Here is a 16,683-nt window from a genome sequence, read left to right as displayed (position 1 = left end):
GGGGGATCACATCCATTACCCTATTCTAAAGCATTTTGCAAGTGCGGACAAGTGGAAATCGGGTTCTTGCCCATCATGTAACCGTTCTGCCGGTCTTCTCCCACACGTACCGTGTCAATTGAACGCTCATGTCGTAAAAATGCATTGGCGTCATGATATAAATACCGTTGAATCTCGGAATCGCCGCGTCGAGCAGCTCCTTGCCGATTTGTACGCCCATCGCGCGGCCCTTCTCGCCGCTCAGACCCGACATGCGCCGGCGAACTTCTTCGGACAGCTGAATGCCTGGCACCTCGTTATGCAGAAAATTCGCGTTTCCTTCGCTCACGATCGGCATAAAGCCGATAAAGATCGGAACGTTCAGATGTTTGGTCGACTCGTATACGTTCTCGATCAGCTTCGCGTCGTAAACCGGCTGGGTCATAATGAAGTCGGCGCCCGCTTCGATTTTTTTCTCCAGCCGCTGCACCATTTTGTCCAAATGCTTCACGTTCGGGTTAAAGGCGGCGGCCACGATGAAGTTCGCTTTATGCTTGAGCGGCTTGCCGGAGAACGCGATCCCTTCGTTCAACTGCTTGATCAGCCTGATCATTTCGAAAGAGGTCATGTCGTATACCGAGCTGGCCCCCGGCAAATCCCCGAATCGCGACGGGTCTCCGGTAATGACCAGCGTATGGTCGAGACCGATGGCGTGCATTCCCATCAGATGGGACTGCGTCCCGATCAAGTTGCGGTCCCGGCAGGCGATGTGCAGCAACGGCCGGGCGCCGAGCTTTTCCTTCAATAGGAAGCCCATCGGCAGGTTGCTCATGCGGGTAACGGCCAAAGCGTTGTCGGCCATCGTAATGGAATCGACGCCGGCTTCCTGCAGCACCTTCGCCCCTTCCATAAACTTGCCGATATCCAAATCCCGCGGAGTATCCCATTCCACGATAACCGTATGGCGCTGTTTGACCAGCTCGGTTAAAGTCGGCTCGGCCGGTTGGCCCGCCGACTCGATCGGCTGCTCCGGTTCGGCCGCGACCGGCCCCGTTCGGACGACGATCGGCGATTCGCCCTTCTCTGCAGCCGGCGCCGTTCTCGGGGTGTAGCCCTGCAGCGCCTTCGCAATCGCCGCGATATGCTCCGGAGTCGTCCCGCAGCATCCGCCGACAAGACGTGCTCCCAATTCGGCAAACTTCAGCGCATTCTCGGCGAAATAATCCGGCTTTGCACCGAACACGTATTTGCCGTCCACATAACCGGGCAAGCCCGCGTTCGGGAATACGGAGAACGGCAATCCGGCTATCGGATTCAGCTTCTCCATCGTCCGCATAATGCCGTTCGGACCGCTGTGGCAATTGAAGCCGAGAACGTCCGCCCCTTCCGCCTTCAGCTGCTCGAACGCTTCCTGATAGCCGAAGCCGTCGTTCGTCGTCGTCCCGCCGTCCGTCGCGAATTGGCCGATCACCGGAAGATCCGTCAATTGCCGCGCGGCGCGCAGCGCCAGGAGCATTTCCTCCATATCATAGAACGTCTCCAGCAGCAAGCCGTCCACGCCGCCTTCGAGCAAAGCTTCGATCTGTTCTTGAAAATCGCGCACAAGCTGCTCGGTCGCAATGTTGCGCCGCCGGGCCGCACGAATCGATCCTACCGCTCCGACGACGTATGCATCGGCGCCGACCGCTTGACGGGCGATCGCTACGCCCGCCTTATTGATCGCCGCCACCTCGTGCTCGAGTCCGAATTTCGACAGCTTCTCCCGGTTGGCTGAAAATGTGTTCGTCTCGAACAATCTCGCCCCTGCATCGTAATACTGCTTATGAACGCCAGCGATGACATCCGGCTTCAGCAAATTGTATTCCTCGTAAGATACGCCGACCGGAAAGCCGAGCTGATACAAGAAAGTCCCCATCGCCCCGTCGCCGATAATGACCCGCTGACCGAACGCTTCCCGCAAATCCGCTTTCATTCCCGCTGCTCACCCGTTTCCGCAAGTAAATTAATCAGGCCAACACTCCGCGATATACCGTTTCCGCCGGACCCGTCATATAGACGCGGTTGTCCGTCTCGTTCCATTCGATTTCCAGATCGCCGCCTTTCAGCGACACGACCGCCCGGCGCTCGGCTTTGCCGTCCAGCACCGATGCGACGAGCGTAGCGCACGCTCCGGTGCCGCAAGCGAGCGTCGGACCCGCTCCGCGCTCCCATACTCTCATGTCGATATGAGTGCGGGAGTGGACCGTGGCGAACTCCACATTGATCCGTTTCGGAAATAAAGGGTGATTCTCGAGCTTCGGACCCCAGCGGTACAAATCGAAGGAAGCCGCATCGTCCACATAGATGACGCAATGCGGATTGCCCATCGACACGGCGGTAAAACGGAATTCGGTTCCGTCCACCTCGACGGGATGCCCGACGACCGGATTCGCATCCACCGTGGTAGGGACGGTCAGTCCGTCCAGAATCGGGGCTCCCATGTCTACCCGCACGGTTTGCGTCTTGCCGTCTTTCACGTTCAGGCGAACCTCTTGAGCGCCTGCGCCTATCGTCTCGATCGCAAGTTTCGTTTTATCGGTCAATCCGTTATCGTATACGTATTTCGCCACACAGCGGATCGCATTGCCGCATTGCTCGGCCTCCGAGCCGTCCGAGTTGATGATGCGCATTTGGAAATCGGCTTTATCGGAAGGCAAAATAAAGACGAGCCCGTCGGCTCCGATCCCGAAAAATCGGTTGCAATATCGGGTGGCCAGCTGTGAGGCGTTGTCCGGCAAACGCGATTCGCCCGCGACGACGATGAAATCGTTGCCTAGCCCGTGCATTTTCGTAAAATTCATCGTGCATCCCCTGCTCTTTACGCTTTGATTAGACCTATTATAGTGCAAAACGGACGGTCTGCCTAGTGATTTCGTACGCAAGGACGAATCCGGAGGAGAGAATCGTTCTTTTTGCTTCTTCCTTCCGCCATTATGGCGAAAAAGCGGCGAATAGAGGAAAAAGACCGGATACGGAAGGGAAGCTGCCCTCCTTATACCGGTCTTCGCTTGCTTGGCACAATGTCAGCCTTTGACACTGCCGAGCACGATGCCTTTCATGAAATACTTTTGCAAAAACGGATAGACGAGCAGGATCGGCAGGGCGCCGAGAAAAATTTGCGCCGCGCTGAACGTCCGATCGGAAATCAGCTTGAGCAGCTTGTCGTCTGTCATGGACAATTGCTGCAGATCCTGCTGGATGATGACCGTCTGTAAATACGATTGCAGCGGATATTTCTCCGGCGTATGCATGTAAATAAGTCCGTCGAACCAAGCGTTCCAGTGTCCGACCATCGAGAATAGCGCAAGCGTCGCCAGCGCCGGAGTTGACAACGGCACGAACACCCTCCACATGATCGTGAATGGTCCTGCGCCGTCGATGAGCGCCGCCTCCTCCAGCTCCTTCGGCAGCCCCCGGAAAAAGTTGAGAAGCAGCACGACGCTGAACACCGGTACCGCATGAGGAAGAATAAGCGCCCATATCGTGTTCATGATTCCGGTCTTCTGCACGACCATATAGGTCGGTACGAGTCCTCCGCCGAACAGAATCGTGAGGAAGAACGTCCACACGTAAATCGTGCGCATCCGGAACGCCTGCACTTCCTTGGATAGCGGATAGGCGGTCAGCACGATCAGAACCATATTGACGATCGTACCGAGCACGACCCGTTCTACCGAAACGAAGAGAGAGCGCAGGAATGCTTCCTGACGGAGGACGTATTCATACGATTTCGTATTGAAATCGATCGGCCATAGCTTCACTAAACCGGCCGATGCGGCGGTGTTCGAGCTGAATGAAACGGCCAATACATGGACTAGCGGCAGTATGCACATCAAGGCGAGCGCGGCCAGAAACGCCGTATTGCCGATCAGGAACAGCCTGCGTCCCCATGAGCGGTCTTCTACCATTGGGCTGTCCTCCTCAAAGCTTTGCGAAGCAAAGCTGACTTCGTAAGCGTAAACAGAGCTTTGCGAAGCAAAGCTGGCTTCGTAAGCATAAACTTAAGCTTTGCGGAGCAAAGCTGACATCAAAACAGAGGGCTCCCCCAAAAGTACCGGAATACGCTGCGAAGAATGGCTTCACTTTTGGGGGGAGAATCAAAAGATCCGATAATTGGCAAACCGATAAGCTAGCCAGTACGATACGCTGATCAGCAGCAGAGACACGACCGATTTGAACAGCCCGACCGCCGTCGCCACGCTGTATTGCATTTGCTGCAGCCCCATCCGGTATACCATCGTATCGATAATATCCCCCGTCTCGTACACTTGGGGGCTGTATAGGACGAACACTTGGTCGAAGCCCGCGTTCAGCACGCTGCCGAGGCTGAGCGTCGCCATCAGCACGATGACCGGACGCATGCCGGGGAGCGTAATATGCCAGGTTTGCCGACATCTTGCGGCGCCGTCGACAACCGCCGCTTCGTAGAGAGAAGGATCGATGGAAGTAAGCGCGGCCAAATAGACGATCGTCGCAAAGCCGAACTCCTTCCATTCGTTCGAGATGACGAGCACGAAGCGGAACCAGTGGTTGTCCCCGAGAAAATAGACGGGAGAGGCGCCGAACCACGACAAAACCTCGTTGACGATCCCTTGCGTAGGGGACAAAATATTGATCAATATGCCTCCCACGATAATCCACGACAAAAAGTGGGGCATGTACACGAGCGTCTGTACGCTCCGCTTGAACCATTTGACCCTGACCTCGTTAAGCAGCAGCGCGGTCACGATCGGCGCGATCAGACCTGCGGTTATTTTCATCAGCGCGATCGCCACGGTATTCCAGACGACCTTCATCGTGTCCGGCAAACTGAACACGTAAGTGAAATTGTCGAACCCGACCCATTCCGATTTCCAGAAGCCGAACACCGGAACGAAGTTTTGAAACGCCATCACGATGCCCGCCATCGGGCCGTAGCTGTACACGAGGATGATCGCAAGTCCCGGCAAGAGCATCAGATGGAGAGGCCATTCCGACTTCAGTCTACGAATCATGCGCGATAACCTCCCGAGAGAATGGCGGAATCCACATTGGAGCCTCTAACCTGGCCCGAGCGGACATCCGTATCCGCCCGCAATACGCGGGGTGACGAAGAAGCGGGATTCCCGCTTCTTCGCGCTGTCCGTTCCCTTACTTTTTCGAGTACCATTCGTTCACTTCTTTCGTGATGTCGTCGCCGCCAAGCCGCTTCCAATCTTTGACGAACGTATCGAACGAGTCGAGCGGGGCGCCGAGTATAATTTTCGTGTACATTTCCAGCTCCATCTTGTCGAGGTTCGCTTTCTTCGATACCATGCTCGCGGTCGGCACGGTAATGAACTGGTCGGGCATGAACCGGTTTTCCTTCAAGTAGACGTTGTTGATGATCGGTCCGGAGCCCCACGAATCGCTGCGGGAAGCTTCTTTCCATGAATCGCTGGTGCCTGCGCGGTATTCCAGAATACGCGCGTATTCGCCCCGCTCCTCGGGCGTCAGCTTGGCGAGCGCCGCGTCGTCGGCCTTCGTCGAGCTTTTCAGCAGCGTCTCGAGATGGACGGATATTTCCGCGTTTTTGAACGGTTTGTATATTTTGACCGGGGCGTTCGTCCAATGGGCGATGCCCTTGCTGTCATTGTATTTGTCGTAGATGTCGCTCTTTGTATTCAAGTAGAACAGCTGCAGCCAGATGTCGGCCATTTTCAGAACGGCCTCCGGGTTTTTCACACCCTTCTTGACGACCCAGAATCCGCTGAAAATATTCAAGCCGTGCTGCAGCTTGGCCGGCTGGGAATCGATCGAGGGAACGGCGAACGGCAGCCAGCGGACTTTCGGCGTTTGTACGGACAGAGGCGCGAAGCCGGCCGTCAAAGCCCCGTAGTAAATGCCGAGCTTGTTGCTGCCGAAGCTTTCGTTTACTTTCGGCGAATCTTTGACGCCGAATTCTTTGTCGATTTGCCCGGCTTTGTACATATCCTGCAGCTTTACCAGAGCGGTCTTCATTTCCGGCAGGGTCGAGCTGTAGACGAGCTTTCCGTCCTTGTCCTTGATCCAGATGCCCTTATAGGCATGGAAGCCGTTAAGGAACCCGTTTATGATGCTGATGTCCTTATCGAGAGACAAGCCGAACGTATCGTTTTTGCCGTTGCCGTCGGGATCTTTTGTTGTAAACGCTTCCGAAATCGCCAGCAAATCGTTCATCGTTTTCGGCGCGGACAGCCCGAGCTTCTTCATCCAATCTTCGCGGATCCATACGACAGGGACCGATTCCTTCGCTACGCCAGTAAACGGCAGCCCCATCAGCTTGCCACCGATCGTCGCCGCTTCCAGCGGTTCGGGTCCGGCGTCCTTCATCACCTGCTTGATGTTATCCGTGGCGAAGTTTTTGTACACATCGGTCAAATCCTGCAGCAGTCCCGCCTTGTTCAACTGAGCGAACTGATCCGGAGTCGCCAGAAAAAAGTCCGGAATGTCGCCCGACGCCATCATCAGATTCAGCTTCTGCTCCAGCTCCTTGCGCGGCCCGTCCCACACCGTATTCACTTCGATCCCGGCCGTTTCCTTCAAATAGCGCGTCCACGGGTTGTTGTTCATATCGTCGCCCTGCGCGAACTTCGGCACCCCGTAGTTGAAGCTGGCCGTGCTCAGTTTCACCGGCGGTTCGAATTTGTTCGGCATCCCCTTCGCCACCGTCTTCGTATCGACCGGCGGCGCCGTCTTGCTTCCGCCCTCATCCGCTTTCTTCCCGTCGCCTGCGCCGCAGCCGGATACGGCCGCCGTCACCGCAAGCATTCCGGCAAGCATCCATGCACCCGTCTTAGTCATGCTTGTCAACCTCCCAATTCGTCATATGGCTCTCTCTCGTTTTCTCCTTTTCCGTGGCTTACCGTCCCCCTTTCGATACCGGTGCAAAGCGGCGTCTTCTTCCCGCCGTATCCCCATCATCGCACGGGATAAGCCGCAGCCTCCATCCGTAGTTTTGCTCACAATACCCTTTTGCCGCTAATAACCGATATTGCATATCCGATGAACAATTGAATATTGATTCCGTTAAGCAATAGTATAATATTGAAAGGAAGGCGTAACCGCTTAAATGTAAGCGCTGTCTATTTTTCTTTTCGTGTGCGGCGGCTTCAAGCTGACGGGGCATCGTTGGAAAGGGGCGTTGATAATGATCCCGGTAAAGTTCAAGCTGAAACGGAACTCGCTGTTTATCAAGCTGCTGGGCGGATTCATTTCCGTCATCTTGTTACTTCTCTCCTTCAACCTGTTTTCCTTCGCCTACTTCAGCGAAAATATACGAGCGGAAGTGATCAAATACAACAGGCAAAACGTGGAAGTGACCGCCGAGCGCTACGAGAACCATATCCGCATCGTTCAAGGCACGATCACAAGACTGTATTTCAACCCGAAAGTCGTCCTGCTGTCCGAATCGGCTAATGCCGAGCAATTCGAGCCGGTCAATCTCGTCGTCGAGGAAATTCGCAACATTTTGAACAACGAGCTGCTGTTCATGGACAACATCGTCATGCAGTTCGGCAAAAACAGCTTCGTCATCGACAGGCACGGACCCGGGCGGACCGACGAAACGTTTGTGCGCGCCTACGTAAGCCCGGATTACGGACCTTTGTTCTGGCTCGAGCAGTTGAATGTTACGGAGACGCTCCGATTGTTTCCGCAATCCCGATTCGCGGATGCACTCTACAACCGTACCGGCACTTATATGCCGCTCGTGCTACGCAATAAAATGAATGACGCCATGTATATCGCGGTGCTCCTCGATTCGGATAAAATGTTCCGCGCCTTCCACAGCTCCATCGACAAACGGTTTTACGTCTTGGACGAACAAGGCCGGCCGCTCTACCGTTCGACGGACGAACCGCTTCCGGACCGGGTAGGCGACAAGCTTACGGACAAAAGCGATTTTTTCAATCTCGACAACAGCTACTATTTCTATACGAAAGGCCAGACCGGGCTGACCTACGTCAACGTCATCTCCGACGAGAATTTGGCGAAGGAAGCGTCCCGGCTCAAGGTAGTCCTGCTTGCCGTGCTGGCGCTGGCTGCGGCGATGAGCGTCGCGATCTCGGTCATCGTCAGCGTCGGCTTCAATACGCCCGTGCGCACGATTATCGACACGATCGAGCATGCCGATCCGGACAGCCCGCTGCGCAGCAAAATCGACGAGTTCAATTTTATACACGACAAAATCAAAGGCATCCTGCGGCTGAACCGCGACATCCACAGCGACTTGAACGAGAAAACGGTGAAGCTTCGGCAAGTCGGCTTTATCAATAAGCTGAAAAATATTTACTCGGCCGACAACCATCTGGCGGATACGAACAAACCGTTCTTTCTCGTGCTGTTCCAGCTTACGCTTACCCGCCAATTCGGCCAGGCGCTGTCGGTCAAGCCGGAGCGGGCCGCCTTCCTGATCAAGGAATATATCGATGCGGCCGTATCCGAGCGTTTCCCCGATACGATTACGCTGCAAGCCGAGAAGGATGAAATCATGACGCTCGTTTTTACCGATAAGCCCGCCGACGAGCTCATCCGTACGCTGGAATTTATAAAGACGGTTTTCGATCGCGACAAAGCGTACTGCTTCCTGACGATCGCGTACCATCCGGAATTGCGGGAGCCTACCGGATTTACGGCGGCCTATGAAATGGCCCGGGCGATGGTGCAGCAGCGCAAGCTGAACGGGGATACGGAAATCGTCCTCGAATACATTCCCCAAGCGGTGCGCATCGGTTTCATGCCGGCCCAGGAGCGGGAATTTACGGCCCATCTGCAAACCGGCAACGAACCGGCCGTCATCGAGATCGTCAAGCGGGTGCTCGGCCTGATGGAGCGGAAAAGCTCGCCGGCGGCGCATTACATTGATTTCGCCAAAGAAGTGACCGCAAAGACGATGGCCGTCCTCATCGCGATGAACCTGGATATTAGCGGCATTTTCGATGAGCTGTCGCCCTATGAGGATATGCAGTCGTGCGCAAGCATCGGCGACTTTACGAACTTCTTCGAAGCATTTCTGGGCAAGGCGACCGCCTTGATCCACGAGAAGAAGGAAGACTGCCACCCGGCCAAACAGGTGCTGATCGATTATTTGCATCGCCATTACCAGGAGGACATCTCGCTGGAATCGGTGGCGGAGCGGCTTCACATGTCGGCCGGTTACATCTCGAAGCTGTTCAAGGATCAGACGGGATTGAACTTCTCCGATTATTTGAACGATTTGCGCATGCAAAAAGCGAAGGAGCTGCTGCAGTCATCCGACTGCAAAATCCAGGAGGTGGCCGAGAAGGTCGGATATTTCAACGTCAACTCGTTCATTCGCATGTTCAAGAAGGCAACCGGGCTTCCGCCGGGTGAATATCGCCGCCTTCACCGGTTCGGGGGAGAGGAGGCGGCAGGAAATGGAGGACAAGGATGAGACATATTTAAAGAGTACTCCGATGGAATGGGTGGATGCGATTTTACAGGGTAGACAGCAAATTGGATATTGGCTTGAACGAACCAAGCTTTGCTATTACTGAACTTGATTGCGCTAATCGCTTGCCGGACGGGCGAATTCGGCATACAGCGATCCAAATTTCACTATTACTAAACTAAAGTTCAGTATTAGTTACTCCAGGTTCATTGTTCCTCCGATTGACGAGAAGTGGAGCCAAATAGCGTAATGAGGTTCAGAAATAAGCAAATATGGTTCATTGTTCATAATATAGTCGCATCATTATCGCCGAATCTCATTAGACAACATGACTGCGGGCAGCAGTTGAAGCGGGGTCCAAACGCGCTGACATATGGTCTGCACGCCAAAAGACCGTCTGGGCATTTTCCCCCGGACGGTCTTTTTGTTCGTATGACTCGGTTTACTTCGCGTCCAGACGCTCCAGCAACTCCACGGCCATTTCGACCAGCCGCTCGCCCGTCTCTTCGGGAAACCGGTTGCGGAACGTCATTCTCGGCTCATAACCGCCTTGACGATGCGCCTCGCGGGTGCAAATATAGGCGCGAATCGTACCGTTGCACATCGTATCGATCATCGTATAGGCGCTCGCCGATTGCCTTTTGATATCCAAGCCGAACTCGACGAAAATTTCGCCGGGCAGCCCGACGACCGCCAGCTCGCCGATCCGCATCGCCTGAACCTCGACCGTCGTCGACGCCACGAGACATTCCGCCGCGATTCTTCGGATTTCCCGGGCGTAAGTCGTTTCCCGCACGTCCTGCGCACCGCTCTCCAAATATCGCCCCGCAGCTGCGATTTCCTCTTCCGTCGGACTGCGCAGTTCGACCGTAAACTCCCCGCTTTGTGCCGATACCGACACTTCGCCGCCGACGATAATTTTATCGCGGACTTTAACCACTTCCGCTCCCAAAATTCGCCCCATCCACCGGTAATGCTCCGGATCCCTCGGTCTTCTGCCGGATACGTCGATATGGTTAATGTTGCCGCACGCTCCGAACAGAAACAGGCTGACCGTTCGTTCCCCAAGCTCGCGCTTGACGAATCGGCTGAGCTCTCCCGGAAAATCGGCACAAAGCTCGGACCCGCCTACGGTGTCGGTATGGCATGCGTAGTTCGTGACGACGCCGATCGGATTGCCGTCTGCATCGTCGATCCGCATGACGAGAACCTCGGGGTCGATCGGTCCCGCTGCCCGGTCGATCAATGGATTGCCGATTCCCGGATTCGTGCGGAACGTGCCATCCTTCATGAAAAACCGGCGGTTGAACGCAATGTCCGCCTCATGCCCGCGGCCGAATCCGATCTTCGCTTCCTTGCAGGAGCGGTAAGCGAGCAGAGCGCTGTCCGCGGCTTTGTCCGCGACCCATGCCAAATAGTCCGGGCTCTCCGTACAGCCGAAGCCGGTAGACACGGGACCTCCCGTGTGGGTATGTGTTGCGGATACGAATATACCGGCCTGGTCGATGCCCGTCTCCGCCTGTACGCGGTTGCGGATCGCCTGTACGGTCGGCCTCGGGACGGAGATGGAGTCCAATACGATGAAGGCGACCGCTCCGTTATCGGTCTCAACGATAAGCGATTTCACGTACAGCGGATCTTTGATTCCGCTTGCCAGCCTCGGCCCGAAATACCCCGGGATTTCGCTTCCAAGTGCGGGCGTAATATCGACTTCCGACATACCGGCTCTAATCATGGCGCTCCTCCTGAGAGCTTTGCGATAGCAAAGCTTGCTTCGTAAGCATCAACTAAGCTTTTGCGTAAGCAAAAGCTAGCTTCGTAAGCATCATCTGAGCTTTGCGATAGCAAAGCTCGCTTCGTAAGCATCAACTACGCTTTTGCGCAAGCAAAAGCTGGCTTCGTAAGCATCATCTGAGCTGCAAGGTCATCAAATATTGCGTATAAAGCGTCTGGAATCCGGCGGCTTCGAGCCATTCCGTCAAAGCCGGATCGGACATGGACAAATTGTCGGTCACTCTCGCGCAATCGTCCCCGAACGGACCGAAAGCGGCCGCAAGTGCCGCATGGAGCAACGCCTTCGCATCGGATCGGGAACGATCGGCCGCACACTGATACAGCGTTACACCCGTCAGCTTGCCGTTGTCCCCGTAAGACTTCCGGACAAGCGCATAGGCGCCGACGGCGCCCTCCTTGTCGAATACGACAATGCCGTCGGCTTCTCTCTGATTGTACCAGGCCGCCGACCAAGCCGTTTCGTGACGGAAGAACGAAAGCTTGGGGAGCTGATGAGGCTTCGCTTGCCCGATCCGGTACCCTTCGGCGGAAAGCGCGGCCTCTGAAGGAACTGCACCGGTTAGCGGACCGGTCCGCTTCGCACCGATCAATCCGTCGCAAATCTGGAAACCAGAGCTTTCGTAAGCGGCAATCGCGCCCGCATTTTTCTGGACGACTTCCAGCAGCCCCATGGCCGCTCCGCTCTCGCGCATTGCGTCTACCGCTTCGCGCATGAGCAGCTTCGCAATTCCTTTGCCCCGATGGTTCGGACTGACGCCCGTGCCCCCGTTCCAAGCGATGTCGACGCTGTCCACCGTCTTCTTGGCCACCAGCACGAAGCCGGCCGGTTCGCTATCCACGAAAGCGGCGACCGAGAGGTCGGGGCGGATCGATTCCCGCCCCAATCTCGGTACGAATTTCTCGATCGTCGTCGACATATCGGAATAATAACCGGAAAATCCGAGATTCCACAGCTCGACCGCCTGTCGGAACGTGCAGTCGGCCAGCCGCCGTATTTCCACGGTCTTCTGCACCTCAGACCCCATGCGCCTTCCCCCTCGTGTGAGCCTTAGGAACTTTAACGGAATTACCGCCCTGACTGACGTTCCTTATACCTCGAATCCTGCCTTTGCCAGCAGACGCTCCAGATTGATGCGCGCCGCCTTGACACGCTCATCCAGCACCTCGATCGGGCTGTTCGCACTGAATTCCCCGTTCGCTCCGTCCAGCCGTTCTACGACGACCGGTCCCGAGAAGTTCGCGGACCTCAATGTGGCGAATATAGAGGCGAAATCGACGTCCCCCTCACCCGGAATCGGGAAGTCCAATTCCGCACGCTTCCCGCGATGATCTTTCGCTACGAGGGACACGGTTTGCGCCGCGATGGCGGGCAAATCTTCGGAAGGCTCGATGCCTTCGTAGAACCGTACGTTACCCGGATCGTAGCTTCCGAGAATATGCGGCGACCCTATCGTTCGCAGCGTATCCGCAATGACCGCTGCCGTCGCCGTGTTGCCCGTATGCGGCTTGATCGTCACCACGATGCCGCGCTTCCCGGCTTCCTCGCCGATCCGGCGGTACTTCTCGGCAAAGGCGTCGTTTAACAGCTTCATTTCTTCTTCGGTCTTCGGTTCATCCGGAAACCGTTTGTAGCTCGTCGTTCCGAGCGACAGCAGCTCGTCGACTCCGATCGCCTTGGCGAATTCCAACCGGCTTATCGCCTTCTCGATCGGCTGGCTTGGCGACAGCACATCCGTGCTGACAAGCGTTACGGGCTTCAGCCCGTAACGCCGGAGCAGCCCGGAAATGCGCTCCGCTTCTCCTTCCGCGCTATCGTCGAACGCAGGCTTGCCTTCGTGCGGCAAGCCGAACGATACGTACTTGTACCCCGTTGCGGCAATCGACTCCAAAGCCCGCTCGAACGGGTGCTTCATATAAATCCAGCTCATGCATGCCAGCTTGATAGACGGCTTCATCGTTACACCCCGCTGCCTGTCCGCGCGGCGCTCCGCAGCGCGGAATAATCGACCGCCACTTCGCGGCGCTCCTTGAGCGAACGGTACGCCGCTTCGGATACGGCGATTACGCGCAAGCCGTCCTCAAGCGAGATGAGCGGCTGCTTGTCATTGCGTACGCAATCGATGAAGTGGCCGTTCAGACGTACCCACATGTCGTTGTCGGAGAACGATGTTTTGCGTTCCGGACCGTTATCGTCTTTCACGAGCAGTTGGCCGTTATTGTTCACTACGGTCAAATTCTCGGTCGCGACACCGGTAATGTCGTATTCCACCCGGGTTACCCAAGGCGTGCTGACTTGTCCGATACCGCCGTTCGCGAAGCGAAGCGATACGGTGAATGCGTCCGCTACGCTGCCCGGAGGAAGCAAGTAAGTACCGCCGTATGCGAATACGGACTCGACTTCACCGCACATCCAAGTGAGCAGGTCGTAATCGTGCGAGCCGTGGGAGAAAATCGGCCCTTTTGCCGTAACGTCGTCGAAATACCAGCTCGGCGTATCGTAATAATGATCGCGGTATTTGTCGTACACGCGTTGGTTCGGATCGAGGAAATGAGTCCGCATCGACCACGCTTGAATCGGTTTGCCCGCATCGCCGCGCGACACCGTCTCCTTCATCGCCCGGAAAGCGGGAGAGAAACGGAGCGGATAAGCGACCATCGATTTCAATTCCGGGTGGGCGGCGCCTGCCGCCACGATTTCCGCGCCGTCCGCGACGGAAGTCGCTAGCGCTTTCTCCAGGAACAGATGCTTGCCCGACTCCAATACTTTCTTGGAAGCATCCACGTGCAGGTGATCGGGAGTCGCGACCCAAACCGCGTCCAAGTCTTGTTCGAGCAATGCGTCATAAGAATCATAGACGGTCGCTCCGACTTCGGCCGCCAGCGCCTCCGCCTTTTCCCTCGTCCGATTGTGCACGGCCGCAACCTTCACGCCCGGCAATGTATGCAAAGTGCGGGCATGGAGCGATCCCATCAATCCGCACCCGATAATTCCTACTTTAATCGTCTTCATGAAAATTGCCTCCTTATGTCCGTCGTTATACCGTAACCGGAACTCCTTGACTTCCGTACATCGCCCAAATGGTCCGGTGCGACTTCAAAATTTCATAGCCGTCCGTTTCCGGACGCTGTCCGGTAGCGATGCTTTCCAGGAAGTGCTCGATCTCGAACAAGACGTTCTGCCCTTGGCGGTTCGGATATTCGGCCGGACGTTCGTACAGCGTCTCGGTGCCGTCCTTGGAAATCGCCGTCACCTTCCACATGCTGTTGTCCAGCTCCAGGAAGCCTTCCGTCAAATGAATTTGGAATTTGGCCGGCGATTTCTTGTACTTCATGCCCCAGCTCGTCACCAAATGTCCAAGCGCACCGCTCTTGAATTCGATGATGCCGTGCGATGTGCCTTCCCCTTCCATCCAGTCGGTTCCTACCCGCGTGCCGAAGTGGGAAACCCGGTTCGGTTCGCCGAGCAAATAGAGCAAAATGTCGATATAGTGGCAGCCGTGGCTGAACAGACAACCTCCACCCAATTTTTCCTTGTTGGAGAACCATGTACCTGGCACCGGGTTCAGAAACGCTTCCACCCAGCCTTGAGCGCTGATCGGCACGCCGTATTTGCCGCTGTCTACCGCTTCCTTGAGCTTGCGGATCGCCGGCAAGAAACGAACGACGAAGGCGAGCATCAATGTAACGTTGTTCTCGTCAGCCGCGCGGACTACGCGGAGGCAATCTTCCTCCGAATTGGCCAGCGGCTTCTCCAGCAGAACGTGCTTGCCGGCGGCAATTGCCGTCAGCGATTGCGGCGCATGCAGATGGTGCGGCGTACACAAGCTGACCGCATCGACGTCGTCGAGAATTTTCGTCCAGTCGGTCGTATAATTGCAGCCGAGCTCGGCGGCCACCTTCGCGGCTTTCTCCTCGTCCAAATCGACAACCCAGCGAAGATCCGCGCGCTCCGCCAGCTTGTAAGCGTATGCGTGAGCGAGTCCCATGTTCAGGCCGACTACGGCCGTACGAATTTTATTCATTGCAATCCCTCTCCTTTTTGTCGGTTGGTAACCGTTTTCTACCGTAATCATACCGGGGAACGGAACGGAAAAGCTTTGGCATAAACGACGAAAAATTTGCATTTTTGTCGATCTGTTTGCACTTTATTGACACGATCGTACCCGGCGCTTACGATAAGCTTATGACAGGTCTGGAAAGAAGGATGGGGAGTCGTGGAGAAGCGATACCGGCATATATTGCTCAGGGAACAAATATCCATAGACAAAATTTATTCGTTCCATTACAGCGAGCTGAACAAAGATTATGCGTATGGCGGCGAGCAGCACGATTTTTGGGAATTTCTATACTGCGACAAAGGCGAACTGGAAATTACGACCGATTTCAGTACGTTTCATCTGAAGCAGGGAGAAATGGTGTTTTATTCGCCGAACGAATTTCACGCCCTGAGATGCAACCGGATCACGCCGCCGAACATCTTCATTATTTCGTTCGACTGCCAATCCGAAGCGATGCAGTTTTTCACTCATAAGGCGCTTCGTCTCGGCAACAGTGAGCGGGAACTGCTGTCTCTCTTGATCGAGGAAGGCAACAAGCTGTTCGAGCTTCCCGTCGCGAAGCCTTACTTGGCGCCGAAGTCCGAGAAGCCGATGCATCCGCTTACGAGAAAGGAAAAGCCGGAATTCGGGTCCGAGCAGCTGATCAAAATTTATTTGGAAGCGCTGCTCATCCGGCTGATCCGCAATAACCAGAATCGGTCGATCGAACCGAAATTGTCTTCGATTACGAAGGAAAAAGGCCAGCGCGACCTGATCGGACGCATCGTGGACTATTTGGACGCCCATTTGCTGGATCATCCTACGCTCGACAGCGTATGCGCCGAATTCGCCCTTAGCAAAACCCACTTGCGCGCCGTCTTCCGGGAGCATACCGGCTCCGGGATCACCGAGTATATCGGCAAGATGCGCATCGAGCGGGCCAGACAATATATCCGCGAGGAAACGTGCAACGTGACGGAAATCGCGGAAAGGCTCGGCTATTCGAGCATCCATTACTTCTCGCGCCAGTTCAAGAAAGCGACGGGCATGGCGCCGTCCGAATATTTAAAAACGATGAAGGCGCGAATGTAAGACCCACGATATTCATGGAAAAGCCAGGCCATTCGGCCAATGTCATTAAGTTAAGCTCAAAGACAAGACCAGGAATAAAAATGGAATTGGAAACGGCATGGGAAAAAGCCCTGTGCCGTTTGTTTTTTTGGTGCCAGCAAGGAAAAAGCGTACAGCAAACAAAGCGGATGGAATATCCACTTAAAAAATGTTCATGTGAACGGAATTATGCTACTCTGTAGACGAAGCTAACGACTGATTTCCAGCGGATTTTGCGCGTATTCTTCTGCCCTGGACGAATGGGTCGAATCGGCAAAATGTTTTTGCGAATCAGCGCTTCAACATCGGGCGGGG

At 55.4% G+C, this 16,683-nt stretch carries 12 protein-coding genes; 2 read left to right on the top strand and 10 right to left on the bottom strand.

Annotation, left to right across the window (positions count from 1 at the left end; genetic code table 11):
• Positions 1 to 73 precede the first annotated feature (73 nt).
• From FE783_RS02730 to FE783_RS02710, 5 genes are all read right to left on the bottom strand, one after another.
• Positions 74 to 1,951 carry a bifunctional homocysteine S-methyltransferase/methylenetetrahydrofolate reductase gene (locus FE783_RS02730; protein ID WP_138877799.1) on the bottom strand — a complete coding sequence of 626 codons (1,878 nt, stop codon included), beginning with the start codon at positions 1,949 to 1,951 and terminating at the stop codon, positions 74 to 76.
• A 34-nt stretch (positions 1,952 to 1,985) separates the two neighbouring features.
• Positions 1,986 to 2,819 (bottom strand): diaminopimelate epimerase, encoded by an 834-nt coding sequence (gene dapF, locus FE783_RS02725; protein WP_138877798.1) that lies wholly within the window; start codon positions 2,817 to 2,819, stop codon positions 1,986 to 1,988.
• A gap of 222 nt (positions 2,820 to 3,041) precedes the next feature.
• Entirely contained in the window at positions 3,042 to 3,926 is an 885-nt protein-coding gene (locus FE783_RS02720) for a carbohydrate ABC transporter permease (RefSeq protein WP_138877797.1), read from the bottom strand.
• A 189-nt stretch (positions 3,927 to 4,115) separates the two neighbouring features.
• A complete protein-coding gene (locus tag FE783_RS02715; RefSeq protein WP_138877796.1) occupies positions 4,116 to 5,012 on the bottom strand; it encodes an ABC transporter permease in 897 nt (298 codons plus the stop codon).
• A 136-nt stretch (positions 5,013 to 5,148) separates the two neighbouring features.
• Entirely contained in the window at positions 5,149 to 6,819 is a 1,671-nt protein-coding gene (locus FE783_RS02710) for an extracellular solute-binding protein (RefSeq protein ID WP_138877795.1), read from the bottom strand.
• Positions 6,820 to 7,165: 346 nt separating this feature from the next.
• Between FE783_RS02710 and FE783_RS02705 the strand changes: the two genes are divergently transcribed.
• Complete coding sequence (locus FE783_RS02705) at positions 7,166 to 9,430, top strand: helix-turn-helix transcriptional regulator (RefSeq protein WP_138877794.1); 2,265 nt, start codon at positions 7,166 to 7,168, stop codon at positions 9,428 to 9,430.
• A 439-nt stretch (positions 9,431 to 9,869) separates the two neighbouring features.
• On the opposite strand, the gene FE783_RS02700 is transcribed toward FE783_RS02705, so the two are convergent.
• The 5 genes from FE783_RS02700 to FE783_RS02680 form a co-directional block, all read right to left on the bottom strand.
• Positions 9,870 to 11,162: a neutral/alkaline non-lysosomal ceramidase N-terminal domain-containing protein gene (locus FE783_RS02700; RefSeq protein ID WP_138877793.1), complete on the bottom strand. Its 1,293-nt coding sequence runs from the start codon at positions 11,160 to 11,162 to the stop codon at positions 9,870 to 9,872.
• Between the two features lie 172 nt (positions 11,163 to 11,334).
• On the bottom strand, positions 11,335 to 12,246 hold the full coding sequence (locus FE783_RS02695; protein ID WP_138877792.1) for a GNAT family N-acetyltransferase: 912 nt from the start codon (positions 12,244 to 12,246) through the stop codon (positions 11,335 to 11,337).
• Positions 12,247 to 12,309: 63 nt separating this feature from the next.
• Positions 12,310 to 13,176, bottom strand: coding sequence for a sugar phosphate isomerase/epimerase family protein (locus FE783_RS02690; RefSeq protein WP_138877791.1), 867 nt, complete (start codon positions 13,174 to 13,176; stop codon positions 12,310 to 12,312).
• A 2-nt stretch (positions 13,177 to 13,178) separates the two neighbouring features.
• Complete coding sequence (locus tag FE783_RS02685) at positions 13,179 to 14,231, bottom strand: Gfo/Idh/MocA family protein (protein WP_138877790.1); 1,053 nt, start codon at positions 14,229 to 14,231, stop codon at positions 13,179 to 13,181.
• A gap of 25 nt (positions 14,232 to 14,256) precedes the next feature.
• On the bottom strand, positions 14,257 to 15,243 hold the full coding sequence (locus FE783_RS02680; RefSeq protein WP_158301590.1) for a Gfo/Idh/MocA family protein: 987 nt from the start codon (positions 15,241 to 15,243) through the stop codon (positions 14,257 to 14,259).
• 192 nt (positions 15,244 to 15,435) lie between these two features.
• Here FE783_RS02680 and FE783_RS02675 point away from each other — a divergent pair, with 192 nt between their 5' ends.
• Positions 15,436 to 16,350, top strand: a complete 915-nt coding sequence (locus tag FE783_RS02675; protein ID WP_138877788.1) for an AraC family transcriptional regulator — start codon at positions 15,436 to 15,438, stop codon at positions 16,348 to 16,350.
• Positions 16,351 to 16,683: the final 333 nt, after the last annotated feature.

The organism is Paenibacillus mesophilus (genome assembly GCF_005938385.1).
GTDB classification, from domain to species: Bacteria; Bacillota; Bacilli; order Paenibacillales; family NBRC-103111; genus Paenibacillus_AB; species Paenibacillus_AB mesophilus.
This window is presented reverse-complemented; position numbering and strand designations above follow the sequence as displayed.